Source organism: Vibrio chagasii (assembly GCF_002954585.1).
In the GTDB taxonomy this organism is placed as follows: Bacteria; Pseudomonadota; Gammaproteobacteria; order Enterobacterales; family Vibrionaceae; genus Vibrio; species Vibrio chagasii_A.
Genome location: NZ_MSCI01000003.1, coordinates 214,291 through 241,102, shown reverse-complemented (window position 1 = coordinate 241,102; position 26,812 = coordinate 214,291). Strand labels below are relative to the sequence as shown.

Below are 26,812 nucleotides of genomic sequence, written 5' to 3'. Positions count from 1 at the left end.
GGGCGCGCACGCTATCGATGCAAAAGCTAATTTTCTTTCCTAAATACAAACCTTATAAGTACAAATGCGACACTAAAGAACCCACCAAACAAAGTGGCAAACAAAATTATCAGTACACGTTTGGGCTTGTCTTGAGTAACTGGCTGACTAACATTTTCAAGGTAGCGGAACGTTTGAAATTCAATATTTCTATCGACTTTGAAGTTAGCTAGCATTTCCAATTTAGCATTAATTTGTTGCAAACGAGGCTCTATGACACTTAGGTTTTGTACCGACTCCAAAACCTTAACTTTGGCTTGCAAACCTTTTGAACCTAAATCAATACTAAAGCGCTCTTTACCATCACCGGTTTGGATCGGTTTCTCTACCCCAGCAGCTAATGCTATGTTCATTGAGTATTTAGCTCGTGCTAATTCTACAGCAAGTTGACTTTTTGCATGAGTTTCAAGAACCTTTTTTTGCTGGGTCAACTCATTCCATTTACCGTTAATCATCGCCTGAAAATCATTAAATACGTCTTGATGTACTTTTGATTCCGTCATCAGGATGTAATCACCTAGCAAGTCGAAACTACTTTGTTTTGTCATGGCCTGAAAAGTCACATTGTAAGATGACTTTGAATTTCTTTTATCAACAGGAGATGCTTTAATTCTGTTAAACCATTCCACATACAATTTTCGTTCAGCGTCTTCAGAATTGTCAGCATTATCAATACGAGTCGTCTTAAATGCTATAAAATCTGCATTATCGTTTAAAAAAGCACGCTTGTTGTTATTAGAATTAAATGTATCCACGAAACGTTGAAACAATAGTTTGGGATCAACCAAAGTTTCTAGCTCATCACTAACTAACACAGTACCATCTTCCTGATAAACATTGAAAACAGGTTGAAGTTTAATCACTTGTTGCTGGTACGCCGAGATATCTTGAAGCTGAGCCTTAGCAACTTTTGCGCTAGAAGACCACCATTCCTGTGTTAAAAAAGCAAAACCAGTACCAACTACCGCAAACAAAGTAGTCGTCAGTATAATTATCAGTTTACTGGCCCACAGAGCTTTAAATAGCTCTCTAAAATCAACTTCATCATTTGGTGTGTACACCTGCTGGTTTTGTGGGGTATACGGCTGTGATTGAACCTGCTGCTTCACTATAAATCTCTCAAGATATCTAAATTAATGACGGTCGAATATTATCACATCAGTATACTGTTAGTACTGTTAACTTTGTAAAAACTCTTCCCATAGAAGTTGACCTTCATAACGTTTTATCTCAATCGAAGCCTTAATTACAAGACCAAATGAGATAGCAATTGCTGAAAATCAGAACATGTCAAGATCGACCTTCGCCTTCAAAATGTAACAATTAATATAACGTAAGCAGGGATATAAACCATACACCTAGAAGATACAACCATAACCACAACCGACCCATACCTATGCAAGCAGATTGATAGCTCAAAAAAACTTCCAAACGATAAAGAAAGATCACGTTGACTATTTATTCTTCTTTTATATCGAAGTCAAATGCATTAAAATCTACCCCAAATACATTATAAGGCTTACGCAGTGATCATTTCTTTCCTTGCCCTTTCTTTTCTTTTCTTCTTTTCTTTTGCAACGATTTTCATCATGCGTAAATTTGCAAAAAAAGTCGGGCTGGTTGACAAGCCAAATGCGAGAAAACTACATGATGGTGCAATCCCTTTAGTTGGAGGGCTATCAATTTGTATTTCTCTTCTCTATTTTTTATTCAACAACCCAAACATCCTACCACACACGGAACTTTACGCTGCATGTATCCTAATACTTGTTAGTGTCGGTGTTTTGGATGACAAATATGACATAAGCTTCAAACTGAGGTTTGCAGTCCAAGCTGGATTATCCGTTATCATGATGGTCGTTGGTGATATTGAACTAATTACTATCGGTGATGTATTTGGTACTGGCGATGTAATCACGCTGGGTTGGTTTGGCTTCCTTGTAACGATATTAGCGGTAGTTGGGGCCATTAATGCATTTAACATGGTAGACGGGATTGATGGTCTGCTCGGAGGTCTATCAATTGTTACTTTTGGCGGGCTCGGTATTATGCTTTACTTTGATGGACAACATAACTTAGCTTATATTTGTCTAGTCCTTGTCGTAACTATCGTTCCGTATATCTTACTTAACCTTGGCGCGTTCGGGCGTAAAAGGAAGGTATTTATGGGAGATGCTGGAAGTATGCTAATTGGTTTTACTGTCATATGGTTACTTCTACTTTCTAGCCAAAATGGAAGTAAGCCACCTCTACGCCCCGTGACTGCATTATGGTTAATTGCAATTCCTTTATTAGATATGGCCGCGATAATGATTCGTAGAATAAAAAGAGGGGACTCTCCTTTCAAGCCAGATCGCGAGCACTTACACCATATATTCCAACGCTTAGGGTTAAGTTCGACACAAACTCTAATCGTAATCAGTTCAATAGCATCTGTATTTGCAGCAATAGGTATTTCCGCTGAAATGCTTAACATTCCAGAATATGTCATGTTCTACGCTTTTGTGGCCTGCTTTGCAGTTTACCTTCTGCTATTAAGCAATATCTGGAGCATCACAGCCTATATTAGAAAGAATTTTTCAAGAAATTGATCCTAGTTTATAACAATATCTTTAATACTTTGTCTAAGGGCAGTTATCGGAATAATGAAGGACTGTCGCTTAGACTTAAGTAAAGAACCTACCAACCTAACCACTATGCCGACTATAAAAAGTAGCCTGGGCATATTAATCCTCGTAAATAGAACCGATAGGAATTAGTACAACCAAGCGCTAATTCATCTTAGTTGTCTGACCTTTTTAATTAATTAAAAATGATGAGTGATTGTAAAGTAAACCGGGTTAAGAGCTCAGTAAAAAATGAGAGATGCAATACAGCATTTTCTCATTGATATGCCTGTAGGGATTATGAATAGAAATTGACAAGGCACGATACAAGCTGTAAGGAAAAACAGCGTGTTGCGGTCGCTACAAGTCATGAGCTAAGTTTATCGAATCGTATCGATGGAAAAGTGCTTCCCCATTAACTCAAGAAAAATACAATCTTTTAGGAGTCTAACCCTCACCATTGACTGCCACTGTTATATGGTTCCCAAAAGGATTTAAAAGTAACAAAATGGTCACCCAAAACCTCTACTACCGGAAACAGTGATGTATAGAATTAAACCGTTGCTAGGAAACCGGCTAACTTTATAAAAATGATATTACATTGCTATGTAAGGCTTGTGCTGTATTCAATTGCTGATTGAAAGGTATTGTAGATTGAGCAATCTCTTTATCTAAAGTTAATAACTCAATAAAGTTTACCTAGTTTTGGTTTTCGATATTATTCAACCTCAGCCGTAGAACTTGACAGATCAACGTCCTTATTAGACGTAAAGCTATGTGGTACGCTGTTAGAACGTTCCCCCTGGACATTCCCGGGGCTTACCGTAACAACGCTAAGCGTTGCAAAATTACAGCTTACGCTGTAATTTTGGAATTGGCATCCATCCACGGGGAAGCCCGTATTTTCTGTGCTGACAGAATAAGCCACATATCTTAAAAGGACGAACGATACTTTTAATGATGACTAACCATTAGGTCTTCACATATTATCTATCAGATTATTCATGCTTTCTTACTTTCCTCATGATAAATCAATTTATTTGAAAAGTATCGACCTAACTTTATAAAAAACTTTTCAAAAGTAAAGAACACACAACTAGAAATCAATATAGAAAGAAATGTAAAGAAAAATAGCTTTGAGAAGCCACTAAACCCAGCGTAAAAAAACTCGAATCCAGGAAGTCTTCTTGAATAAAAAAGCATTTTAATAGGCATGTGGAACAAATATAATGAATAAGTAAGCGAACCTAAAATTATGAGCATTTTAGGTACTTTTAAACCTCCAAATTTCTCCCAAATCAGCATTGACATAACAATTACAGCACACCAAGGCCCTACTATTATCAACCTATTATATGGCATAGAAATCATAGTTAAATAGGACAAGCATAACAATATTAAAAATAAGCATATAGCACCGACAACATGGTTGTTTTTACTCGGTAAAACCATATAAACCTCAGCCAAGATCATACCAACAATAAAATAAAGCATCATCGGATTAGCAAGTACACCGTAAATAGATGTCAGTATTGATAGTTCAGGTAGACTTAGTTTTTCATGAGTATTTAAAGAAACAAGATCAGAAGAAAAATACTGTAATAATATTACTAGACTCACTATAGCAACAGAGCAAATAGCACTTCTATATTTACCATTTATAAGCATTGATATTGAAAATATTAGATAAAATGTAATTTCATATATCAAAGTCCAAGTAACGATTAGGAAACCATATCCATATGCAGGAGCTTGAGCTGATGAGTCAATAGGAATAAACAGCAAGCTTTTTATGAAATCAATATTATTAAAAAGATCTGATATGGAGTAACCGGAAGCAAGGCCATAAAATAACATAGCCATCCAAGCTAATGGCACTACACGGAAAAATCTTTTTATCAAAAATAGAGTTGCTACCTGTTCTTTTCTATTATCTGTCACATAAGTAATAATAAAACCAGATATGATAAAAAATATATCAACGCCTACAAACGCAAAAGAAAAAAGGTTCTTACCCATATTAGGATAAACATCGTCAACCCAGCTATAACTATGCGCCCATACAACAAGCAGCGCACATATCCCCCGAAGCATTTGTATACTATTAACTTGCTGATTGTTTCTCATACTTTCACTTTTGGTATTTTTGCTAGGATATTCGATTTGTATCCAGAGCTAGCTCATTTGAGCATGTTGAGTTAAAAATATAGGCATAAAAGTTATCAATAACTTGATCATGACAGAATTTTATATTGCCAAGTAATTTTAGAGCTTAACCAGATTAGCAGTCGCTTTTAGGAAAAAGTTTATGATAGTTACAGTGCGTTCAGGTAAATTACCAAGAAATTGGAGGAAAGTGGGTGCACAACTAAAACAAAGCAATTTCGTTTGGGCGAGTGAAGCAACTACCAAATCAAACTGTATAATGATAGGCCTTTGTGTGATAAATGCAGACACGAGAGTTTTCAACGAAGCTCTACGTGTTTATTGAAGAAAATAAAAATACTAACTTACACTTTAACCCACTTCATTTTTTCTTTATCATATACCTTCAAAACTTTTGCTGGATTACCTGCAATAACACAATAGTCTGGGTAAACTCCGCTAACAAACGAGTTAGCTCCAACAATACACTGCTCGCCTAAAACTGTTCCAGACTGTATAACAGCACCGAAACCTATAAAACAGTTTTTCCCAATGATTGTCTCTTTATAAATAGACTTTTGAGACAATACGTTCTCGCCAATAGATTGGTAGTCATTATCAAAATTATTAATAAATACATGAGGGGCTATGACTGTGCCTTCTGAAATACTGAGTTTACCACCAGAGATAATATGAGCATTTTGTCCTATGCCAACATTCTTTTCAATATTTATATATGAATCATCTCCGTGAACCTCAAATCTAGCCCCTGGAAAAATTCGAACCCACTTATCTATCGATATTTTACTCGGTTTGTACAGAAAAGTTGGCTTACCTATATATGACGGGAAGCCAACTTTTTTAAAGAACAATCGATACATAATTGCTCTTGCAATCCATATTACTTTATACAACATAAGAAAAGTTAAACCTTGGTTATCAAAAATAGGCGTAAATATGAGATACAGTGATTTTAAAAAGTGAGGTAATATACTAATTACCTCACTAATTCAGGAACTAATTATCTGCTCATAAAATCATGAATGAGATCACAAATATATTCAACATCTTCATTAGACATGGACTGATGGATAGGTAAGTTCAAAGTTGTCGCTGTCGCTTTCTCCGAGCCACTAAACTCAGGCATATTATCGTAGCTGAATAAATCAACTTTATGTAATGGCCAGTACCTAAAGGTACAGTAAACACCATTAGCCAAAAGGAATTTGGCAAGTTCATCTCGTTTTTCTGTTTGAACCCAAAAAAAGTAAAATGATGATTCATAATCGAAATCTGGCTTTGGAGGCAAAAGCAAGTCATTAATGGTGGAGAGTTTTTCTCGATATAAAGAATCAATCTCAGCTCTACGGGAGATAAAGCTCGGTACTTTATCGAGTTGCACCAACCCAATAGCAGCAGTAATGTCGTTCATTACAGCACGACGACCTGGCTTAGTGATATCAAACTCCCACCAGCCTGCTGAATTATCATCAGCTGACTTATCTAAGCCACTTTTTTCCTTTGCAGGTAAACCTAAATACAACCACTCAGATGCAGAAGTGCGATCATTTTCATCTTTAAAATAGATCATTGCACCATCGCCAGTAGTTAGTGTCTTCATTGCGTCAAAAGACCAAAATGCCATATCACCAAACGTACCACAACGTTTGCCCTTGTAACGACTGGAAATGGCACATGCAGAATCTTCGATCACTTTAATATTATGAGTACTACAAAACGACATAATATCGTCCATATCTGTTGGGTAGCCGCCATAGTGTGTAATAAAGATAGCTTTTGTATTCTCAGTCACTAAATGCTCAAAGTGTTTCAACTCGACATTCAAACTACGAGAGTCTATATCACAAAATACAATTTTTGCACCTGATTCTAATATGCTGCTAGCCACAGATGGAAATGAATTAGTTGGTACGATAATTTCGTCGTTTTGGCCAAAATCAAATATCTTTGAAGTCAAGAATATGGCCTCCGTACAACTTGTAGTACTAAGGACATGTTCTTTTGTTGAATCTAAGTGAAGGGCAAAGTTTTCTTCAAACTGTGAGGTTTTTGGGCCCTTTCCAATCCAGTTACTTTCGAATACCTTTGTCACTTCAGCTGCTTCTTCCTTTCCTAAGCAAGGCTGGAATAAATTAATTTTTCTAGTCACGTTTTTCACCATTATTATTTAGTATAACCATTAATGACATTATATATCCAATGATCTAGGTGGTTTGATTTGATTTTCTCATTGAACTCATTGTTAAATGGTGTCTCAAAAAAGCTCAAATCTACCTTAGGGTTCTTTCTATCCAATATGTATATATTATCGGGAGTATAGAAATCATACTTTGCAATTTCACTATTGGTTGTAATTAGTTTACAACCGGCTCCAAGTGACTCAAATGTCCTAGACGTTAACCCTTTTTGGCCAGGATGATTTATATCAAGAATAGCCTGCGTACAAGAGAAAACCTCAGCAATATCCGTACTTGAGATCTTAGCAAAGCTTAACTCAGATTTCTTCATGCTGAACATTGAGCGCGATGTAAATCGTCTAAAATAGTATAGGACACGACTAGGCATATACATGAACTTGTAAAATCTAACATTTCCTTTACAAAGTTCCGAAATGATTTTATATCTATCGGAGTGAACCGTACCTATAAAGGATATATCGTATTTGGTCTCTTTCCTTTCTAGAGAATAGCTTGACTCATAGAATAAAGGAAGAAATTCAACATTGTCATACCTTTGAGAATCTTCAAGATCAAAGGTTATTATACTATCTGCATAATCAAACAACTGAATAGAATCACGTTTGTTCGCTATCGAATCCCACATATAGATTACGATTTTTGAGTCTAATTTTGATCTTATTTCTTTTAAATATTCCTCTTGAATAGTCTCAGGACTAATCAACAAGATCACGTCAGGATTATACTCATCTAACTTATCGAGTACTTTACTATAGTACTTCTTAATTTTATTTTTTATTAAAAAATCGTATCGTAGCCTCAAGAGTGCTTTTGTTAAAAAATCATTCGCAGGGCGTTCATCAATAAATATTGCATCCCCTCCTTGCTTAACAATTGATTTAATTATCGCATCAGGGTAACCAAAAAAATCAGGCCCTAATATAGCAATTTTTTTATCTTTTAAATTCATGATATTAACCGAGTACTATTTTCAATTTTTTTGCAACTAACTTACTTACTGTTAAGGTATCATCTCTGTAATGACCTGGTAACAAGTAATTGTACACAAGTGAGCTTAAATACCTATCAACCATGTCATATTCAATCTTTGAGTTAATCACATTTTCGATAAAGCAATCTAAGTTATTCAGGCTTTCCACCTTAAAAACGCACGGAGCTTGATCATAATAAGAGTCACCAAGAACAATTACTTTTTTGTAATGTGATAGCGCATCCAAACCACTAGTGGAGTTGTTAACAACAACTATTTCCGCTTTTTTAAATGTATCCTCGACTGAAGCAGACTTGTCCAAGAATACATCATCAGAGCAAGATATAAAGTCATACAACTCTTTTTCATATCTCATTTTATAGAGTGGATGCTCCCTAACTAAAATTTTACTTTTGACAGGCTTGTTAGAATGAATAGTTCTAAGCATCTCAAAATGAGACGAGAAATGTGGATTGTGATGGGTAAAGTTTGCATCATGAGGCACTTGCAATATAAGTAATATATACTCAGAGTCTTTACTTATTTCTTTTATATCTTCATATTCTTTTACTGAAACCACTTTATTTAAGGAATACTCTCGATTTTCATATGGGTATACTTCATGTGTTCTAAAGAGCTTATCTATGATTTTGTCGAGCCCTCTATATATTGGGTTTCGTCTGAACTTTTTATTTTTATTAGGTTTCGAGAATTTCTTGCTGCAAGATTCATTTGATAACTGAAAATTACTTCTAAATGAACAATATGAGTTAACTCCTTGTTCATCTATAATCGTTGTTCCATAAGGCCCTTGCTCAAAATAAACAGTTTCTATATCATTTATTTTCGCCAAATCAATTATTATTCTTTCGAGCATGCGGCAATCACCGGGCATGACAACTAAATCAAATTTTTGGCTTTCAAAAACACTAGATATATAGCTGTAATAGTTACTAGCTTTTATAATTAGTTTCTCTTCTAAGGCCGGCGTTAATATCTCGCAAGATCTATTATATTTTAAATAGCTATCGTAGTCTATTTCAGTAAGAATCGGTTCATGCTTGTTAATACATGATTCAACATTTATCAAATGACAATTTTGTTTATGTACTTTACCATACAAGTAACCACTTAGATTAAAGTACCAAAATGTTGACTCTATACCTATAAGGTTTTTAAGTTCGTTTGATACTGAGGAATAAAACCTTGCATAGTCATCATAGAAACCTACAAATAACACTTTCTTCATTTTTCACTTGTCCTAAAAAACATTTAACAGTTTTCAGTAAAATATAAAATATCGAGGCCCATATTAGAATTTTAATATATGGGAATATACTATAAACCATCCATCGAGGAAAAAGAGTTATTGTTATCAATGGTATAAGCATTATTAATGTTGAATTTTTCCTAATTGATAACATTTTTCTAAACAAAAAAGAAAACAATATAACACCCAACGGACCTAAAAATAGATATGCATAAGTGGTAGTAAAACCACCATTGCCAGGAATAGGAGTATACTTCATAGCTTCTATATTGATAAATGTTTCATCTGGTGCCATTGAGGAAGGAATAAAAGCGGTTAAAAATTGTGATACAAAGCTTGTAAACCTAAAACTTGAATCAAACACGCCTTCTTTTATTAGACCTAAGTAAGCAACCGAAGCCGCTGTCACTCCACCTTGGTTGTTTGAGTATTGACCGTTTTCTTTTAAGCCAAATAATAGATAGTTTATTGTGAGAGTATATTCTGAATCTCTTACGACACCTAGTATTTGTACAGCAATCAAAGCTAATAAAACTAATCCTATCAACTTTTTTTTCGATAGCTTACTTTCGAGGAAAAAGAGATAAAATATCATCCCACACAATATGAAAGGTAACCTTTTCCCGTATAAAAGTGGCAATATCATAGAAAGGGCAATTGCAATAAATAAGAGAGATACTTCCAGCTTGCTTTTCGAATGACAATGAATGCAAGCAACCAATAGTGGGATAACAACATATTCTAGTAATATCGTACCTTCATTAAAGCTATTTTCATAGCCGACAGCTAATATTGTTCTACTAGAAATCACAGTTAAAAAATTAAAGGCAAAGGCCACCAATATTGACGCAAAAAATATATTAGCAGACTTGTTTTCATATACGCTTTTTATATTGATTGGTTTACATGTTTTCTCTGTAGTAATTAGACGCTGAAAGATCACCTGCATCAAGACGACCTGAGTAGTTAACTCAGATGTTTGGTAAGTGTCATAAATATGATAATGGATACCATAAATAAAAAAAGGAACGAGTGCCAACCAATAGGTAAATAAGAAAAGGTTAATTATAAGTAGTGAATTTTTGGACCTATATAATAATTGAATATTTGATATTATCGCTAAAGCTATAACAAATGTACTTATATCATATCCAGAGAAATGATTATAAGACAAGAGCATAATTGCAATTAAAACAAAAAATGAGTCCGTGATAGAACTAAATACAGTTTTATCTTTTATATTCATTGATTAATTCTCTAATGAGCTTCATATTAAACAAGATAGTTACAATAATTATGCAACTAATTATTGGTAGTTTAAAAACGATATCCTTGTATATGACAAACTCTTTGAGTGATATTATTTCAGATAATTTATAGCAAGCTAGGAAGGTGATAAGGTAGGTTAAAACCTTCAATAACGGTAATCCCAATGCCACTTTGAATTTTGATTTTACTATGTAGCTACTACTTAACTTTAAAAACACCAAGCTACTAATTGATGCTATTGCAGCCCCTTCACCACCAACAATAGGAATTAATACGATGTTTAATATTGCATTCAATCCAATAGCTATTGATGATATTAATATAACTGTTTTTCTTTTTTTATTCCACAATAAATATTCGGTTGGAACTCCAAATGCTGTAATAATCGTAAAACCACAAGTGAGTATTAACATCGCATAATAAATATCGACATATTCATTACCAAATATAAAAAGAATGTGCTTGCCATATACTATAAAAAATATAGATACTAATGAAGACAATAAAACTGAAATACTAACGTTCTTATTATACTTTGCAAATACCTCTGGTTTTGAAAGTTCTAATGCATTAGTTTCAGTTGATTTAATAAGAGCTAGTAATGGATAGAACGTGAATATACTCAACGAGTATGCTATATCATAAAGTGCAACATTCCTAACATCACTAAGTTGCCCTAGCATTATGGAATCTAGGTGTATCATCAAAACAGATGTCAGAGCAGTCAATCCAAATATGATAGATTCACTAACTTTATTAAAGTACCTTTTCGGTGAAATTTCATTATTCTCCGATGTAATATTCGATCTTATAACATAAAGAGAGATAATAACTAAAACTAATTGTGAAACCACATAGCCAAGGAGAATACCAATAGCGTTGGGATAAAGAAATACACAACCAATTACGATAGTGAATCTCAATATCCTCTGGATAACATTTGATATAAAAAATGATTCATTAACTTTATTTACAGCTCTTAATGCAGCATTTGAAATATTAAATGCCCCCCAAAGAGGAACCATTAGCAGTCCGAGGTAATATGTATAGTCCACCTCTAGGTTGACAAAAACACAAGAAATTAAAATTGAAAGAAAAAACAAAAAAGATATTGTTAGAAACACTTCTTCTAAAATTATTTTTTTTCCTTCTCTTTGATAAGACAGTACTAATATATTTTCTCGCCCCATCATAAATAACACTAATGCTATTGAAGCAACGTTTAAAGCATATTTAGCTTCTCCATATGCTTCAACAGTTACGGTCCGTGTAATATATACTGTTAATATTAACAATAATACACTGCCGACTATCGATGATACAAAGCCAAATAAGATGTTATTAATTTTCTTCAGCATGATGAGGCTCTATAGAAATGAAGGTATAGTAGCTTTATTTATCGAGGGTAAGACAAAAGCTTTTGAAGGTTTCTTGTAATGAGTCTTTACTTGAGATAATCGGTTTTTCTATTTTCCAATCAATATTCAAGGTCTCATCATTCCAAATGATACCACCTTCATCAGAAGGGTCATAAAAGTCTGTGCATTTATATTGAAAGTCAGCAACATCACTTAAGACACAAAAACCATGGGCGAAACCCGGCGGTACATAGAATTGAAGTTTATTATCCTCATTTAATATCACACTTTCATATTGGCCAAACGTAGGAGAATCTGGTCTCAAATCTACCGCAACATCTAAAACTTCACCACTGGTTACAGTTACGAGCTTTCCTTGGGGTTTAGTTTTCTGGAAGTGTAATCCTCGTAATACATTTTTTGTTGATCTAGATCTGTTGTCTTGAACAAAATCTAAATCGATGCCTATTTTTTTATACTTCTCACTTTGAAAAGTTTCCATAAAAAAGCCTCTATCATCACCAAACACTTTAGGCTTTATTATGATGCATCCAGCGAGACTCGTATGCGTTACTTCCATGATAGCTCCTTACTTATGCTCAGTTAATTGATATAAATATTGCCCGTATTCATTTTTTAACATCTTACTTGCTATCTTTTGTAATTGAGTATTATTAAGCCAACCATTCCGCCATGCTATTTCTTCCAAACAAGCAACTTTAAGGCCTTGGACATGCTCAATTGTTTGTACAAAAGAAGAGGCTTCGTGAAGGCTTTCATGAGTACCGGTATCTAACCAAGCAAAACCACGACCTAATAACTCTACGTTTAATGTGCCATCCTTGAGGTACATATCATTGAGAGTTGTAATTTCTAACTCTCCGCGATGAGATGGTTTGACTTGTTTTGCCATTTCAACCACTCGGTTATCGTAGAAATACAATCCTGTCACCGCATAGCTAGATTTGGGTGCGCTCGGCTTTTCTTCGATTGATATCGCTTTCATATCTTGATCAAATTCAACAACACCAAACCTTTCAGGGTCTTTAACTTGATAACCAAATACCGTCGCAACTCCTGCCTCTGTTAACTCGCGTGCGTTTTGTAACTGTTGGCTAAATGCCTGGCCATAAAATATGTTATCACCAAGAACTAAACACACACTGTCATCACCAATAAACTCTTCACCAATAATGAAAGCTTGAGCCAACCCATCAGGGCTTGGTTGAATTGCATATTCAAGGTTAATACCAAAATCAGAGCCATCACCTAGCAAACGCTTAAAACCTGCATTATCTTCTGGCGTCGTGATAATCAAAATATCTTTGATACCAGCGAGCATTAATGTAGAAATCGGGTAAAATACCATTGGCTTGTCATAAATCGGCAATAATTGTTTCGACACGCCACGTGTCAGTGGATATAAACGTGTTCCTGAACCACCTGCTAATACAATGCCTTTCATTATTTATCTCCTGCCATAACACCTAGACGCTCACGCTGATAGCTACCATCTTGTACATTTTGACACCACTTGGAGTTATCTAGATACCATTGAACCGTCTTACGAAGACCTGTCTCGAACGTCTCCTCTGGCGTCCAACCCAATTCACGTTGCATCTTAGATGAGTCAATGGCATAACGACGGTCATGACCAGGACGATCTTGAACATACGTTATTTGCTCTGAATATTTGGTCGCTTTCGGTACTAGCGTGTCAAGGATGTCACAGATAGTATTAACCACTTCAAGATTCTGTTTTTCGTTATGACCACCAATATTATAGGTCTCACCGACTTTACCCTCGGTCACGACTTTGTAGAGCGCTCGAGCATGATCTTCTACAAACAACCAGTCACGAATCTGGTCACCTTTACCGTAGATAGGAAGATCTTTTCCTTCTAAAGCATTCAAGATGACAAGTGGGATCAATTTTTCAGGGAAGTGATAGGGGCCATAGTTGTTTGAGCAATTAGTGACGATAGTCGGCAGGCCGTAAGTACGTAACCATGCACGCACTAAATGGTCACTTGATGCTTTTGAAGCAGAATAAGGGCTAGATGGCTCATAAGATGTCGTCTCCAGGAACATTGGGAGCTCAGTTCCCTCAGGGACTTCATCTGGGTGAGGAAGATCACCATAAACTTCGTCTGTAGAGATATGATGAAAGCGAAACTCTGCTTTCGCTCGATCTTCAAGATTATTCCAGTACTCGCGTGTCGCTTCCAATAACGTATATGTTCCAACTACGTTCGTTTCAATGAATGCAGCTGGGCCAGTGATTGAGCGGTCAACATGCGACTCAGCGGCTAAGTGCATTACTGCATCCGGTTTATGCTCAGCAAAAACACGGTCAAGTTCTGCACGGTTACAAATATCTACTTGTTCGAATGTATAACGTTCATTTGAATCAACATCGACAAGTGACTCTAAGTTACCTGCATAAGTGAGCTTATCAACGTTTACTACGCTATTCGATGTACTATTGATAATATGGCGAACAACTGCAGAACCGATAAAACCAGCACCGCCAGTGACTAATATCTTCACAAAAACCCCTAACCTAACTTTTTAACTCATGAACCGTGCACAGTGTAAACATCTTTACCAAGCACGCTACCGCCCATTGGTAACAAAGCGAAAACCACACTACGCATTAAAATTTAAAAATGTAAATAGGTCTATTATCTATCTAACGGAAAATATAATCAAAAAAAATCGTTAAACTTTGCTCCTGGTGCTGTTCAAAGATTCAGATCACTATGTACACAAAACTCCAAACCTCGCTATACTCCTACCTTATAATTTTCTGCCCAATAACGGATAAGAGTTCAAGACATGCAAGAGTTAGTTCCATTTGTTCAAGAGAATATGATTTTAGCCATCGTATGGATTGGCTTGGTTGTTGCCATCATTGCGAACGTAATCAAAACATCAAACGCAGCCTACAAAGAGATCACTGCGGCGCAAACCACACAACTGATTAACCGTGAGAACGGCGTTGTGGTTGATATTCGTACTAAAGATGAGTTCAAAAAGGGCCATATTACTGACGCACTTCACATTTTGCCGTCAGACATCAAATCAAATAACTTAGGTAGCCTTGAAAGCCGTAAAGCTGACCCAATCATCGTAGTATGCAAGACAGGTCAAACTGCTCAAGAAAGCGCTAACTTGCTGGTTAAAGCAGGCTTCGAAAACGTAAGCGTGCTGAAAAGTGGCCTAGTGGCTTGGAGCGAAGCTAACCTGCCTTTGGTTAAAGGTAAGAAATAGTAAAGGTAAAAAGCAAGCAGACCTAGTAAACTAACTTTCGGGTTTTGTTCAACAGATATTACGAACCAAACCTAATTTAAATTTTTAAGGACAAGAAAATGGCTGAAGCAGCACAACAAGACGCACAACAGAACTTCGCAATCCAACGTATCTTCCTAAAAGACGTATCTTTCGAAGCGCCAAACTCTCCAGACATGTTTCAAAAAGAGTGGAATCCAGATGTAAAACTGGACCTAGACACTCAAAGCCGCGAACTTGGTCAAGGTGTTTACGAAGTAATCCTACGCCTAACGGTTACTGTGAAGAACGCAGACGACACTGCATTCCTTTGTGAAGTTCAGCAAGGTGGTATCTTCTCTGCAAGCGAAATGGAAGCAGGTCAATTAGCACATTGCCTAGGCGCATTCTGCCCGAACATCCTATTCCCATACGCTCGTGAAACAATCTCTAGCCTAGTGGTTAAAGGTACGTTCCCACAACTGAACCTAGCACCTGTTAACTTCGATGCTTTGTTCATGAACTACCTACAAAACCAAGCTCAACAAGCTGAAGGCGAGCAGGCTTAAGTCTCAAAGTAGAACTTAACCCCAACGTTTCAAACGCTAGTTAACTCTTAAATGCACATCGTAACTTCTGCGATGTGCATTTTTTCTTTACACTGTACTAAGATAGAAAGCCTTCTGATTATTAGGAAGCTTTTCCTGAACTCTCCGATTTTCCTCATTATTTTTAGGTGGAAGCATGACAGATACTCGCCCGACTCACACGACAAGCGCTTTTGGTAAAGACAGCGCTTACGGCAAAGATATCGCCATGACTGTCATTGGCGCTGGTTCTTACGGGACCTCTTTAGCTATATCTCTCGCGCGTAACGGTGCAAATGTTGTTCTTTGGGGACACGACCCTGCTCATATGGCCCGCCTTGAATCAGAGCGCGCTAACAATGCATTTCTTCCTAATATTGACTTTCCAGAAAGCCTGATCATCGAATCAGACCTTGAAAAAGCAGTAACATCCAGTCGTGACCTCCTAGTCGTCGTTCCTAGTCACGTGTTTGGTATCGTTTTAAATAGTCTAAAACCTCATTTGTCAGCGAATTCTCGTATTTGCTGGGCTACGAAAGGATTGGAACCAGAAACTGGCCGACTACTTAAAGATGTCGCACACGATGTGCTTGGCGACAATTACTCTCTAGCGGTTCTATCTGGCCCTACTTTCGCCAAAGAACTAGCGATGGGTATGCCGACCGCAATTTCAGTCGCGTCACCAGATGAGACCTTCTTAGAAGAGCTTCAAGAAAAGATTCACTGTGGCAAGACATTCCGTGTATACGCAAACTCAGATTTCATTGGTATGCAGCTAGGTGGTGCAGTTAAAAACGTTATCGCGATTGGTGCTGGTATGTCGGATGGCATTGGCTTCGGTGCTAATGCGCGCACAGCGTTAATTACCCGTGGTTTAGCAGAAATGAGCCGACTGGGTGCTGCTCTTGGTGCACAACCAGAGACCTTTATGGGTATGGCGGGACTTGGCGACCTAGTACTGACATGTACCGACAACCAATCACGTAACCGTCGCTTTGGTTTAGCATTAGGTTCCGGTAAAGACGTTGACACCGCACAAGAAGAAATTGGCCAAGTGGTAGAAGGTTATCGCAACACTAAAGAAGTTTGGTTACTATCAGAACGTATGGGCGTTGAGATGCCAATTGTTGAACAAATTTATCAAGTGTTGTATCAAGGAAAAGACGCACACTTAGCTGCGCAAGATCTACTTGCTCGAGATAAGAAGTCAGAAAGATAAAGAAGCGGCTAAGAGATTCGAGTCAACGAGATGAGAACAGAGTAAAAGCAGATACGAGATTCTGCTCTTATAGTTCTTCGAAACTCTCATCTCGTCACTCGCATCTGCCCCTAAAAAATGGATGGAAAAATGAAACACTGTGAACAACAAAAAGTTTGGCAATGCATTGTAAAAGAAGCTCGACAGCAGTCTGAGCAAGAACCTATGCTTGCGAGTTTTTACCATGCCACGATTATCAACCATGAAAGCCTAGGGGCTGCACTCAGCTACATTCTTGCTAACAAGTTAAAAACGGCTTCGATGCCAGCAATGGCTGTACGTGAAGTGGTTGAGCAAGCGTTTGAAGAAGATGACTCAATCATTGATGCGGCCGCTTGTGATATCTGCGCGACAGTTACTCGAGACCCGGCTGTAGAAATGTACTCTATGCCATTGCTCTACCTTAAAGGCTACCACGCACTGCAAGGTTATCGCGTGGCCAACTGGTTATGGAAGCAAGGGCGTATTGCACTTGCCACTTACCTACAAAATCAAATCTCGGTCGCATGCCAAGTTGATATCCACCCTGCAGCGCGTATCGGCAAAGCTATCATGCTCGACCACGCAACAGGTATCGTTATCGGTGAAACTGCTGTGGTCGAAAACGACGTATCCATCCTTCAAGATGTTACTCTTGGTGGTACCGGTAAAGAAGGCGGTGATCGTCACCCTAAAATCCGTGAAGGCGTAATGATTGGTGCTGGTGCGAAAATACTCGGCAATATTGAAGTGGGTGAAGGCGCTAAGATTGGCTCTTGTTCTGTGGTACTGCAAGCTGTACCACCACATACTACAGTCGCTGGTGTTCCCGCTAAGATTGTTGGTAAACCAAAGACAGATAAGCCTTCTCTAGATATGGACCAAGGGTTCAACGGTCGCTCACAAAGCTTTATCCATGGTGATGGGATATAAAAACAGCAGTAACGAGATGCGAAGAGATTAAAAGCAAGTATGGATTCGATTCAGCGAAGTTCGAAAAATTAAGAATAGATGATTACAACTAAATGACGATAATGATGAAACATATTCGAGCTATCAGCCGAACTCTTCTTATATCAGTCAGCCTTAGTGCTGCGCTTTTACCAATATCGTCATTTGCCGCATCTCAAGGTGAATTAAAGGGTGTGTCTAGCGAGATCTCTCGCCAGCAAAAAGCCCTCTCTTCACAGCAAAAGAAGCTCGATAGTCTACAAGCGAGCCTAAAAAAACAAGAGCTATCAATAGCTGCACTGGGAAAAGCCATCCAAGACAGTAAAAAGCAGCTTAATACGGCGAATGCCAATATTGCTAGCTTAGATGCTAAGATCAAAGCTCTTACCGCTCAGAAAAAAGCTCATACCGATAAGTTGGAACAACTGATTCAAACTTACTATATGACAAGCCGCGCCAAAGCCTCATCTAACATTCTCAACACGGGCGTCGAAGAAGATCGTATCAGCCATTACTACCAACATCTTGCTAAAGCCCGTTCTGCAACAATCAAAACCATTGAACAAACACAACTTGAGTTAGAAGAAAGCCATAAACAGCGCCAACTTGAACAAGAGCAGATCGCAACTCTGTTAAAACAACAGACAACAAAACGCGACAAGTTAGCCCAGACTCAAACACAGCGTAAGAAAACCGTTGGCAGTATTAAGAAGAACATCTCAGGTGATAAAAATTACTTAGCCGAGCTGCAGCGCAATGAGACTCGCCTCAAGGCGGAGATTGCCAAAGCAGAGAAAGCCGCTCGAGAGAGACGTAATGCAGTGCCTATGGATGGCTTAGCAAAGCGTAAAGGAAAACTGCCTTGGCCAATCAAAGGAAAAGTTCTGCATAACTACGGTTCACGCCAAACCGGACAAGTTAATTGGAAGGGGATGGTGATCAATGCCAAATATGGTCAGCAGGTTAAATCAGTTTACTCAGGCACCGTTGTTTTTGCCGAGTATCTGCGTGGTTATGGCTTAGTGGTATTGCTTGATCATGGCAAAGGTGACATGACGCTTTATGGCTTTAACCAAGCACTACTCAAAAAGGAAGGCGACAAAGTGAAAGCTGGCGAGGCTATTGCACTTGCTGGAGACACCGGAGGTCAAACCCGCCCTTCCCTCTATTTTGAAATTCGTAGAAACAGCCAAGCTCAAAATCCAAAGAGTTGGTTGGTTAGGTAAAAGCAGATATGGGGTGCGAGTAACCGAGATTAGAAGTACAAATTAACTCATTGAGAAGATCTGTATTCGTATTTCTCAGACTTCGTCATTCCAGAATTGAGGTACGAAATATCTGGAATCTCATATGCTATTGCAAGCCTCAAGGATAACGAGAGATTCCCTATCGCGCTCGTCCCTCGCTGTAGGGAATGACGCCATTCTTCATATACCGCAACTCGAACCGGCTCTTCCCGGATCTTCGCATCTCGAATCTCGGTTACCCGTATCTCGCTTACCCGCATCTTTCTATTTAGAGTTCAACGCTCTGACACCATCTTCCAATAATGTCAGCTGTTCAAAACCTTGCGCGGTCGCAATCGGCTTAACGGTCGCGATCATCTGCAACATACCTTGATGAACAACCTGCTCCGTTATTTGCGCTTTTGGGGACATCGCAGACTGGTAAGCTAACCAGCCCGATGCAATCAAGTGAAGAGAGGTCACCATCGATTTCATCTCTGAATCTGTCGCTTTCAGCAAATTCAAGTCAACGAAAGCCCTCATAATATCAACAAGGTTAGTTTGCAATCTCTCTTGAACAGCCATGTAATCGAGGTGAAGTTGCTCGTCACGAGACAAGATTTCAGGAAGGTTTGCGTAGAAAAAACGGTACTTCCACATCAGAGTAAATATCGAATCTAAATAGTGTTTTAATAGCGTGAGGCTCTCTTTCTGACCTTGGATTGGGGTAAACCTTTCAAGCAATTCAGTAGAGTAGAGAGTAAAGATATCACGGACAATTTCTTGCTTGTTACGAAAGTGGTAGTAGAGGTTACCAGGGCTGATCTCGATGTGGTCAGCAATATGATTAGTCGTAATACTACGCTCACCATGCTCGTTAAAAAGCTCTAAAGCTGCGTAAACAATCTTGTCACGTGTTTTCATTATTTATTAGTATCCCTATCCGTTTAGTGGTTCAGTATATCGCCACTAAACAGATAGATCGAGCTGTTAACATCTGGTCTAATTAGCCCTAGCAAAAATAGAACCAAATCAATCACTACCAAACAGATCTCGAGTGTAAACCTTGTCTGCAACATCTGCGATCTCTTCAACCATTCTGTTAGAAACAATCACATCGGATACAGCTTTGAATTCCTCAATGTCAGAATAGACTTTCGAATTAAAGAAGTGCTCTTCTTTTAGTACCGGTTCAAACACAACCACTTCGATACCCTTAGCTTTCAAGCGCTTCATAATCCCTTGAATTGAAGAGGCACGGAAATTGTCCGAACCTGCCTTCATGATCAAACGATAAATGCCGACCACTTTAGGGGAGCGCTTGATGATTGAATCCGCGATAAAATCTTTGCGCGTACGGTTAGCATCAACAATGGCACCGACAATGTTGTTTGGTACATCCTGGTAGTTAGCTAATAGCTGCTTGGTATCTTTCGGTAGACAATAGCCACCATAACCAAACGAAGGATTGTTGTAGTGATTACCAATACGAGGATCTAAGCCCACCCCCTCAATGATCTGGCGAGAATCCAAGCCATGTGCTTCCGCGTAAGAATCAAGTTCATTGAAATATGCAACACGCATTGCTAGGTACGTATTAGAGAAAAGTTTTACGGCTTCCGCTTCCGTAGAATTGGTGAACAACACATCGATACTCTCTTTTTCAGCGCCTTCGACAAGCAGTTCTGCAAACACTTTAGCTCGATCAGAGCACTCGCCAACGATAATTCGAGAAGGGTTCAAATTATCATACAACGCTTTACCTTCGCGCAAAAACTCAGGGGAGAATATGATATTTTCGCAGTTCAGTTCTTGTTTGATCCGTTCAGTATAGCCAACAGGTACCGTTGATTTGATGACCATCACAGCTTTAGGATTTACAGCCATTACATCTTTGATAACAGACTCAACGGAGCTGGTATCAAAGTAGTTGTTTTTAGGATCATAATCGGTAGGCGTTGCAATGATGACAAACTCGGCACCTTGATACACTGATTTATCGGTCGTTGCCCTGAAGTTCAGTGCTTTATTTGCCAGAAAATGTTCTATTTCAGCATCAACAATAGGCGATTGCTTATTGTTAAGCATCGTCACTTTTTCATCGATGATATCCACCGCGATCACTTCATGATGCTGAGCTAACAACATCGCATTTGAGAGACCTACATACCCGGTACCGGCTACTGCAATCTTCATAATAATACCTATAGTTTTGAGCAATTAACTCAACAAAATTTATAACTTAGCTTGCCGTATCATACTCCGGTTGGGGAATTATTCCACTAGCCCGCCTTATCCATTCCTTGCTATACTCGTGTTAGTTTTGTATTCAAAAGAGTTAGAGAATTATGATTATCGTAACCGGTGGTGCTGGCATGATTGGCAGCAATATTGTTAAGGCGCTTAACGAAGCGGGCCACAACGATATTCTAGTCGTCGACAACTTAAAAGACGGTAAGAAGTTTAAAAACCTTGTCGACTTAGACATCACAGATTATATGGATCGTGATGACTTTCTAACTCAGGTGATGGCTGGTGATGACTTCGGCCATATTGAAGCAATCTTCCACGAAGGTGCGTGCTCTGCGACCACTGAGTGGGATGGCAAGCACATGATGCTTAACAACTATGAGTACTCAAAAGAGCTGCTTCATTACTGTGTTGAACGTGAAATTCCATTTTTATATGCTTCTTCTGCTGCGACATACGGTGAAACTGACACTTTCATTGAAGAGCGCGAATACGAAGGTGCATTGAACGTGTATGGCTACTCAAAACAACAGTTTGATAACTACGTTCGTCGCTTAACGGCTGATGCAGCAGCGCACAATGAGAGACTTTCACAAATCGTAGGCTTCAGATACTTCAATGTTTATGGACCGCGCGAACAACACAAAGGTAGCATGGCATCCGTTGCATTCCACCTGAATAATCAAATGAACGCTGGTGAAAATCCAAAACTGTTTGCAGGCAGCGAGACCTTTAAGCGCGACTTTGTTTATGTTGGCGATGTGGCAGCGGTAAATCTCTGGTTCTTAGAAAATGGCGCTTCTGGTATTTTTAACCTTGGTACCGGCAATGCAGAGTCATTTGAAGAAGTAGCAAAAGCGGTCATCAAACATCATGGCAAGGGAGAAATTGAAACCATCCCATTCCCAGACCACTTAAAAGGCGCTTATCAAGAGTTCACTCAGGCAGATTTAACGAAACTACGTAATACAGGCTGCGATATTGAATTTAAGTCTGTCGCCGATGGTGTAGCCGAATACATGAAGCTTATTAACGCATAATAAGTGAGCAAATACTAATTTAGTGATGGACTATCTTGATGGGTCCGTCACTGAAAAAATATAATCATGTCCTGAGTCGCGAGCTATTAGCCCGTTTCCCTAATAAAAATGTAGTGTATTAATGACCACACAACGCAATGACTTTGACCCAAAAGCATACAACCCTGAGTTTGAATGGGGCTTTTTAGCACCGAAGTACTGGGGTACCTGGATCGCAGTACTGCTATCTTCGTTAGTTAGCTTTTTGCCTAATAGCATTCGTTTAGCTATAGCTAAATTTATGGCTAAACAGGCCGTGAAAATCAAAAATAAAGCCAACCGTCGAGCTCGTGTAAACCTTGAGATGTGCTTTCCTGAGCAGTCAATAGAACAGCGCGAAGAAGTCCTTTATAAGTCTTACGTTACATCCATCTCATTTTTGATGGGCTTTGCATCCCTAACCCTCAAAAGCAAAGATTGGTTAGAGAGCAACACTTCAATTAATGGCCTGAGCAACCTAACCGATATTACGGATAGTGGCGAGAATGTTATCTTGTTAGTACCGCACACATGGGCTATAGATATCCCAGCAGTATTACTCGCGTCACGTAATCTCCCGGTATCTGCAATGGCGAAAGCCCAAAAAAACAAGCTCAGTGACTGGCTGATGCATCGTCAGCGCGTACAATACGGCGGCCGAGTTTATGACCGTAGCGGCGGTATAAAACCTTTTATCAAGTCTGTACGAGATGGTTACCTGGGTTATTATCTCCCAGATGAGGATCTTGGTCGCGAGCACAGCGTCTTCGTTGATTTTTTTGCTACACAAAAAGCCACTATCTCAGGACTTGGGCGCCTATCAAAACTAAGTAAAGCTAAAATTGTGCCCTTGTTTGCTCAATATGATAGTAATACTGGTCAATACACGTTGGATTTTTACCCTGCCCTGCCATTCCCAACAGGAAGCGAAGAACAGGATGCGCGTATGATGAATCAATGCATTGAAGACTACGTAAGCAAAAAACCTGAGCAATATATGTGGATCTTAAGACTGCTTAAGACTCGTCCTGAAAGCAATATTAACCCTTATACATAACATGTCAAACATGCAAAATTTAAATTTAAAAAAAATCACCGATATTATTATTTTACTTCCAATAATATGGCTATTTAGTGGCTTCCTAATAGTTCCTGGTGCCGATAAAAGTATAGTTATAATTTTTTTGATATCTATAATAGTATCTGTTGGATATTATAAACTTGATAATATAAAGAAAAATTATAAAAACCCTTATATACTAAGTCTCTTTGTGATTTCTATATTCAATGTATTATTTTATGAAACAATTGGATTTAGCTCTGGTGAGTTAAGGAGTTACTTAGCAGCTATGCTTTATCTTTTGGTATTACCTAAAGATATTTTAAATTTTAAAAATTTAAAATGGTTGTTATTGTTTGCTGCGTTCCTGTCATTTTTAATGCTGACTTATAACAGATATGGATTAGATATTGAGAGAGGAATTCGAACCGTCAACCCAATACCTTATTCGATAACTTTAACATTATATGCAATATCTGCACTATACCTATGTTTATTTAAGAAGTGTAAAATATCGATTGTGAGCTATACATTATTAGTTATGGGAATATTTATAACTGAAACCAGAGGCGCCATATTCCCACTAATAATAACATCTTCCCTTCTTGTTTTTTTATATTTAACAAATAACAAGAGTATAAAGCTGAAACACTTATTCGTTACAATCATTTCATTGTCTGTTATTTTTATGGCTTCGTTTGAAGTTATAAAAAACAGAACTGAAGTTACACTAGTTGAAATTCAGAGATTATCAGATGGTGACATGAATTCTTCGATCGGACTGCGTTTCCAATTTTGGAAAGCAGCCCAACAATTATATGCACTTAGTCCTATTTACGGATTAGGTGACTCTCATGCAGATGAGTTAAAGACATTAAATCGAAAAGGTAAAGTCTCTGATGCTGTAGCTAGATACTCGCCGACACATTACCATAACCAATATATAGATAAACTAGTGAAAACTGGGATACTAGGTTGTATATTATTACTAGCGATTCAGGTAATCCCATGCATAATATCCTTTCGTAAAAAAACAAAAACTAGAGTTCTTGTGTACACATTAACAATGTTAATCGCCTTAGCATGTTTAACTGATACACCAATGAGCCAACCTTTTTCATTGCTACCAATTTTACTACTCACTTATTTCTTGTTGAATTGTAATGAAGAGAGTGTAAATTATGATACTGAGATGAAACCTCACTAGCTAAAAACTTGTTAGGGAATGAACATTGAAATTCATCCGGTGAAAGAATTAGACTATCCATCATGTTAGATAGTTTTTCTGTATCATGATTAGGGGAGATAACATTTTCATTATCTCCTATAATTTCTCTAATACCTCCACTACAGTCAGTAGTAACTACTGGAGTATTCAGTGCAATCGCTTCGATCAATACAGTAGGAAGACCTTCAAAGTCAGAGCTTAGAACTAGACCTTCTGCTTTTTTTAAATAAGGATATGGGTTGTCTGTGAACCCTTTAAATATAACCCTATCTTGTAGACCTAAATCACTAACTAATTTTTCTGATTCTGACTTTAAACTTCCATTCCCAACAAGCAATAGCTTTACATCACTATTTTTAATTTTGGAAAATGCTTTAATCAACCGGTCATGACGCTTTTGACGGTTAAATCTTCCTATATGAATAAGATATCTAGCCTCTAGATCTTCTACTATTGAATTTGACAAAGCTTGAAGGTCAGACAACTCTGTTGGGTTATAGATAACTTGATTATCAAATGGTGAATAGAACTCCTCATTATATTCAATTTCTGCAGCTTGGGAAACGAATACTAGCGGGTGATTGCGATACAATCTATTGATATTATTTTTTATTTGAATTTTTTTAAAAAAACCTTTGCCCGATAAAAATGCTGTCTTATAGGAATTGTGTATTACGTGATGGACTTTTAGTTTACTCTCAGACATAATTTTATCAGAGAGTAACATATTACTCAGTATAAATGCATCTTGAGATATATTATTACGTATATAATCATCTACAGCTTTCGCTACATTTTTTTTATATATAAGACGCCTTAATCCTTTTTTTGACACATTACAAAAATCACTAACAAAGTGTACCCTGTATCCTTCAATATTATGCTCAACCGCTTTTTCTATAGAAACAATATGACATTCATAACCTTGATATTTTTCCATTGCTTTGTAAAGGTTAAGCACGAATTTCTCAGCACCACCACCACGTAGAGCTGATATTACAAAAACCATCTTTCTTATCAAAATAATGCCTCTAAACGTTTATTTAAGTCTAAAAAACTTTGCTTCCATTTATTATATATATCAGCCTGTATCTCAGCTTCATCATCCTTTATTAAGGTCACTCTACGGCAAAACCCTTCAAAGCCCATACCAGCGCTAGAGTAAACAGATAAGATCATAGGTGAACTTGAAGAAGAGAATACTAACAATTCCAATGGAATTTTACTTTTTATAAAATTTGACGTTGGGAATGCACTTTTGTACTTACATTCGTTTTCTCTAGGATGTACTTTAAAAGCATATGTCCAATTTTTAGCTTCAATATGCTCCACCATTCTTCGGTAAATATTGATATCATATCCCGAGTCACTCATTCCTGATATAGATATAGGTTGAGTTGCAATGATCACATCAGGAACATCAACACTCGAATTATCCAATTTAAATATTGAATATAAAAATGTATTGACGTTATTAGAATCGATAAATTCTATACGTTGTACTTTATTTTCAATCTGACTAGGTGCCAGTTCTGGCTGTAATAAGTAAATAATTTTACAACGTTTATCATCTCCAATATAACGCCGACCTTTTTTATTAGAGAAAAATCGATCTGTGAGACTTAACTCCGAGCCTGTATAATTAGATAACCCATCCTCTATAACCTCATAATAGGGAAAAGCCAAACGTATTAACCTGGAAATTCGGTTGCGGTCATTAAATAAAAATAAACGAGTTTTGTTTTTTGAAAATGGTTCACTCAATATGTCATTTTCATATAACTTTCTAGCTGTTCTTTTTTTGAAAAATTCATTCTGACAATTGGCAGCAGCAAAACATTTATGAATCATCCCTAAACTGCCTCTATATATTTCTTTAAGGCATTTTTTTCTACCTATAAATTTCACCGTAATGGTGCTAGGTAAAATAGATAAATCAAAGCTATCAGGCTCCAGACCTTGCTGGTCAGTAACAACTATTATTCGGCTTTCCTTCTCTACTTCTTTTAATGACCTCAACAAAGCAAATAGAAAGTGACGCAACGTAGAACACAAATACAGGTTCATAA

24 protein-coding genes are annotated in these 26,812 nt (G+C 37.6%); 9 read left to right on the top strand and 15 right to left on the bottom strand.

The window, feature by feature from the left end:
• Positions 1-26 precede the first annotated feature (26 nt).
• Positions 27-1,148 carry an LPS O-antigen chain length determinant protein WzzB gene (locus BTO10_RS21020; protein WP_105025717.1) on the bottom strand — a complete coding sequence of 374 codons (1,122 nt, stop codon included), beginning with the start codon at positions 1,146-1,148 and terminating at the stop codon, positions 27-29.
• Positions 1,149-1,565: 417 nt separating this feature from the next.
• Here BTO10_RS21020 and wecA point away from each other — a divergent pair, with 417 nt between their 5' ends.
• The gene (gene wecA / locus BTO10_RS21015) at positions 1,566-2,630 is read left to right on the top strand and encodes a UDP-N-acetylglucosamine--undecaprenyl-phosphate N-acetylglucosaminephosphotransferase (RefSeq protein ID WP_004741391.1); all 1,065 of its coding nucleotides are present in this window, start codon (positions 1,566-1,568) and stop codon (positions 2,628-2,630) included.
• Positions 2,631-3,647: 1,017 nt separating this feature from the next.
• On the opposite strand, the gene BTO10_RS21010 is transcribed toward wecA, so the two are convergent.
• From BTO10_RS21010 to rfbB, 10 genes are all read right to left on the bottom strand, one after another.
• A complete protein-coding gene (locus BTO10_RS21010; RefSeq protein WP_105025716.1) occupies positions 3,648-4,772 on the bottom strand; it encodes an acyltransferase family protein in 1,125 nt (374 codons plus the stop codon).
• Positions 4,773-5,155: 383 nt separating this feature from the next.
• Positions 5,156-5,707 carry an acyltransferase gene (locus BTO10_RS21000; RefSeq protein WP_004741393.1) on the bottom strand — a complete coding sequence of 184 codons (552 nt, stop codon included), beginning with the start codon at positions 5,705-5,707 and terminating at the stop codon, positions 5,156-5,158.
• Between the two features lie 104 nt (positions 5,708-5,811).
• A complete protein-coding gene (locus tag BTO10_RS20995; protein ID WP_157999317.1) occupies positions 5,812-6,960 on the bottom strand; it encodes a DegT/DnrJ/EryC1/StrS family aminotransferase in 1,149 nt (382 codons plus the stop codon).
• A 14-nt stretch (positions 6,961-6,974) separates the two neighbouring features.
• Positions 6,975-7,958, bottom strand: coding sequence for a hypothetical protein (locus BTO10_RS20990; RefSeq protein ID WP_105025714.1), 984 nt, complete (start codon positions 7,956-7,958; stop codon positions 6,975-6,977).
• 4 nt (positions 7,959-7,962) lie between these two features.
• Positions 7,963-9,228: a capsular polysaccharide export protein, LipB/KpsS family gene (locus tag BTO10_RS20985; protein WP_105025713.1), complete on the bottom strand. Its 1,266-nt coding sequence runs from the start codon at positions 9,226-9,228 to the stop codon at positions 7,963-7,965.
• Positions 9,197-10,495: a hypothetical protein gene (locus BTO10_RS20980; protein WP_105025712.1), complete on the bottom strand. Its 1,299-nt coding sequence runs from the start codon at positions 10,493-10,495 to the stop codon at positions 9,197-9,199. The genes BTO10_RS20985 and BTO10_RS20980 overlap by 32 nt, the downstream gene beginning before the upstream one ends.
• On the bottom strand, positions 10,479-11,876 hold the full coding sequence (locus BTO10_RS20975; protein ID WP_105025711.1) for an oligosaccharide flippase family protein: 1,398 nt from the start codon (positions 11,874-11,876) through the stop codon (positions 10,479-10,481). The genes BTO10_RS20980 and BTO10_RS20975 overlap by 17 nt, the downstream gene beginning before the upstream one ends.
• Positions 11,877-11,910: 34 nt before the next feature.
• Complete coding sequence (gene rfbC, locus BTO10_RS20970; RefSeq protein ID WP_004741399.1) at positions 11,911-12,456, bottom strand: dTDP-4-dehydrorhamnose 3,5-epimerase; 546 nt, start codon at positions 12,454-12,456, stop codon at positions 11,911-11,913.
• 9 nt (positions 12,457-12,465) lie between these two features.
• Positions 12,466-13,341, bottom strand: a complete 876-nt coding sequence (gene rfbA / locus BTO10_RS20965) for a glucose-1-phosphate thymidylyltransferase RfbA (protein WP_105025710.1) — start codon at positions 13,339-13,341, stop codon at positions 12,466-12,468.
• Complete coding sequence (gene rfbB / locus BTO10_RS20960; protein WP_105025709.1) at positions 13,341-14,426, bottom strand: dTDP-glucose 4,6-dehydratase; 1,086 nt, start codon at positions 14,424-14,426, stop codon at positions 13,341-13,343. Before rfbB ends, rfbA begins: the two co-directional genes overlap by 1 nt.
• A 288-nt stretch (positions 14,427-14,714) precedes the next feature.
• Between rfbB and BTO10_RS20955 the strand changes: the two genes are divergently transcribed.
• From BTO10_RS20955 to BTO10_RS20935, 5 genes are all read left to right on the top strand, one after another.
• A complete protein-coding gene (locus tag BTO10_RS20955) occupies positions 14,715-15,149 on the top strand; it encodes a rhodanese-like domain-containing protein (protein ID WP_004741402.1) in 435 nt (144 codons plus the stop codon).
• A gap of 98 nt (positions 15,150-15,247) precedes the next feature.
• A complete protein-coding gene (gene secB / locus BTO10_RS20950; protein WP_004741403.1) occupies positions 15,248-15,715 on the top strand; it encodes a protein-export chaperone SecB in 468 nt (155 codons plus the stop codon).
• Between the two features lie 175 nt (positions 15,716-15,890).
• Positions 15,891-16,952 (top strand): NAD(P)H-dependent glycerol-3-phosphate dehydrogenase, encoded by a 1,062-nt coding sequence (gpsA, locus tag BTO10_RS20945; protein ID WP_105025708.1) that lies wholly within the window; start codon positions 15,891-15,893, stop codon positions 16,950-16,952.
• 129 nt (positions 16,953-17,081) lie between these two features.
• A complete protein-coding gene (cysE, locus tag BTO10_RS20940) occupies positions 17,082-17,903 on the top strand; it encodes a serine O-acetyltransferase (RefSeq protein WP_102424919.1) in 822 nt (273 codons plus the stop codon).
• A gap of 92 nt (positions 17,904-17,995) precedes the next feature.
• On the top strand, positions 17,996-19,147 hold the full coding sequence (locus BTO10_RS20935) for a murein hydrolase activator EnvC family protein (RefSeq protein ID WP_105025707.1): 1,152 nt from the start codon (positions 17,996-17,998) through the stop codon (positions 19,145-19,147).
• 285 nt (positions 19,148-19,432) lie between these two features.
• On the opposite strand, the gene BTO10_RS20930 is transcribed toward BTO10_RS20935, so the two are convergent.
• A complete protein-coding gene (locus tag BTO10_RS20930; RefSeq protein WP_004741409.1) occupies positions 19,433-20,071 on the bottom strand; it encodes a TetR/AcrR family transcriptional regulator in 639 nt (212 codons plus the stop codon).
• A gap of 108 nt (positions 20,072-20,179) precedes the next feature.
• Positions 20,180-21,343 carry a nucleotide sugar dehydrogenase gene (locus BTO10_RS20925; RefSeq protein ID WP_105025706.1) on the bottom strand — a complete coding sequence of 388 codons (1,164 nt, stop codon included), beginning with the start codon at positions 21,341-21,343 and terminating at the stop codon, positions 20,180-20,182.
• Positions 21,344-21,495: 152 nt separating this feature from the next.
• On the opposite strand from BTO10_RS20925, the gene rfaD reads away from it, so the two are divergent.
• From rfaD to BTO10_RS20910, 3 genes are all read left to right on the top strand, one after another.
• Complete coding sequence (rfaD, locus tag BTO10_RS20920) at positions 21,496-22,437, top strand: ADP-glyceromanno-heptose 6-epimerase (protein WP_004741411.1); 942 nt, start codon at positions 21,496-21,498, stop codon at positions 22,435-22,437.
• 121 nt (positions 22,438-22,558) lie between these two features.
• A complete protein-coding gene (lpxM, locus tag BTO10_RS20915) occupies positions 22,559-23,512 on the top strand; it encodes a lauroyl-Kdo(2)-lipid IV(A) myristoyltransferase (RefSeq protein ID WP_105025705.1) in 954 nt (317 codons plus the stop codon).
• Between the two features lie 10 nt (positions 23,513-23,522).
• Positions 23,523-24,722: an O-antigen ligase family protein gene (locus BTO10_RS20910; protein WP_181144011.1), complete on the top strand. Its 1,200-nt coding sequence runs from the start codon at positions 23,523-23,525 to the stop codon at positions 24,720-24,722.
• On the opposite strand, the gene BTO10_RS20905 is transcribed toward BTO10_RS20910, so the two are convergent.
• Positions 24,655-25,764 (bottom strand): glycosyltransferase, encoded by a 1,110-nt coding sequence (locus tag BTO10_RS20905; RefSeq protein WP_105025703.1) that lies wholly within the window; start codon positions 25,762-25,764, stop codon positions 24,655-24,657. The two genes, BTO10_RS20910 and BTO10_RS20905, sit on opposite strands and share 68 nt — an antisense overlap.
• On the bottom strand, positions 25,761-26,810 hold the full coding sequence (locus BTO10_RS20900; RefSeq protein WP_004741414.1) for a glycosyltransferase family 52: 1,050 nt from the start codon (positions 26,808-26,810) through the stop codon (positions 25,761-25,763). Before BTO10_RS20900 ends, BTO10_RS20905 begins: the two co-directional genes overlap by 4 nt.
• Positions 26,811-26,812 lie beyond the last annotated feature (2 nt).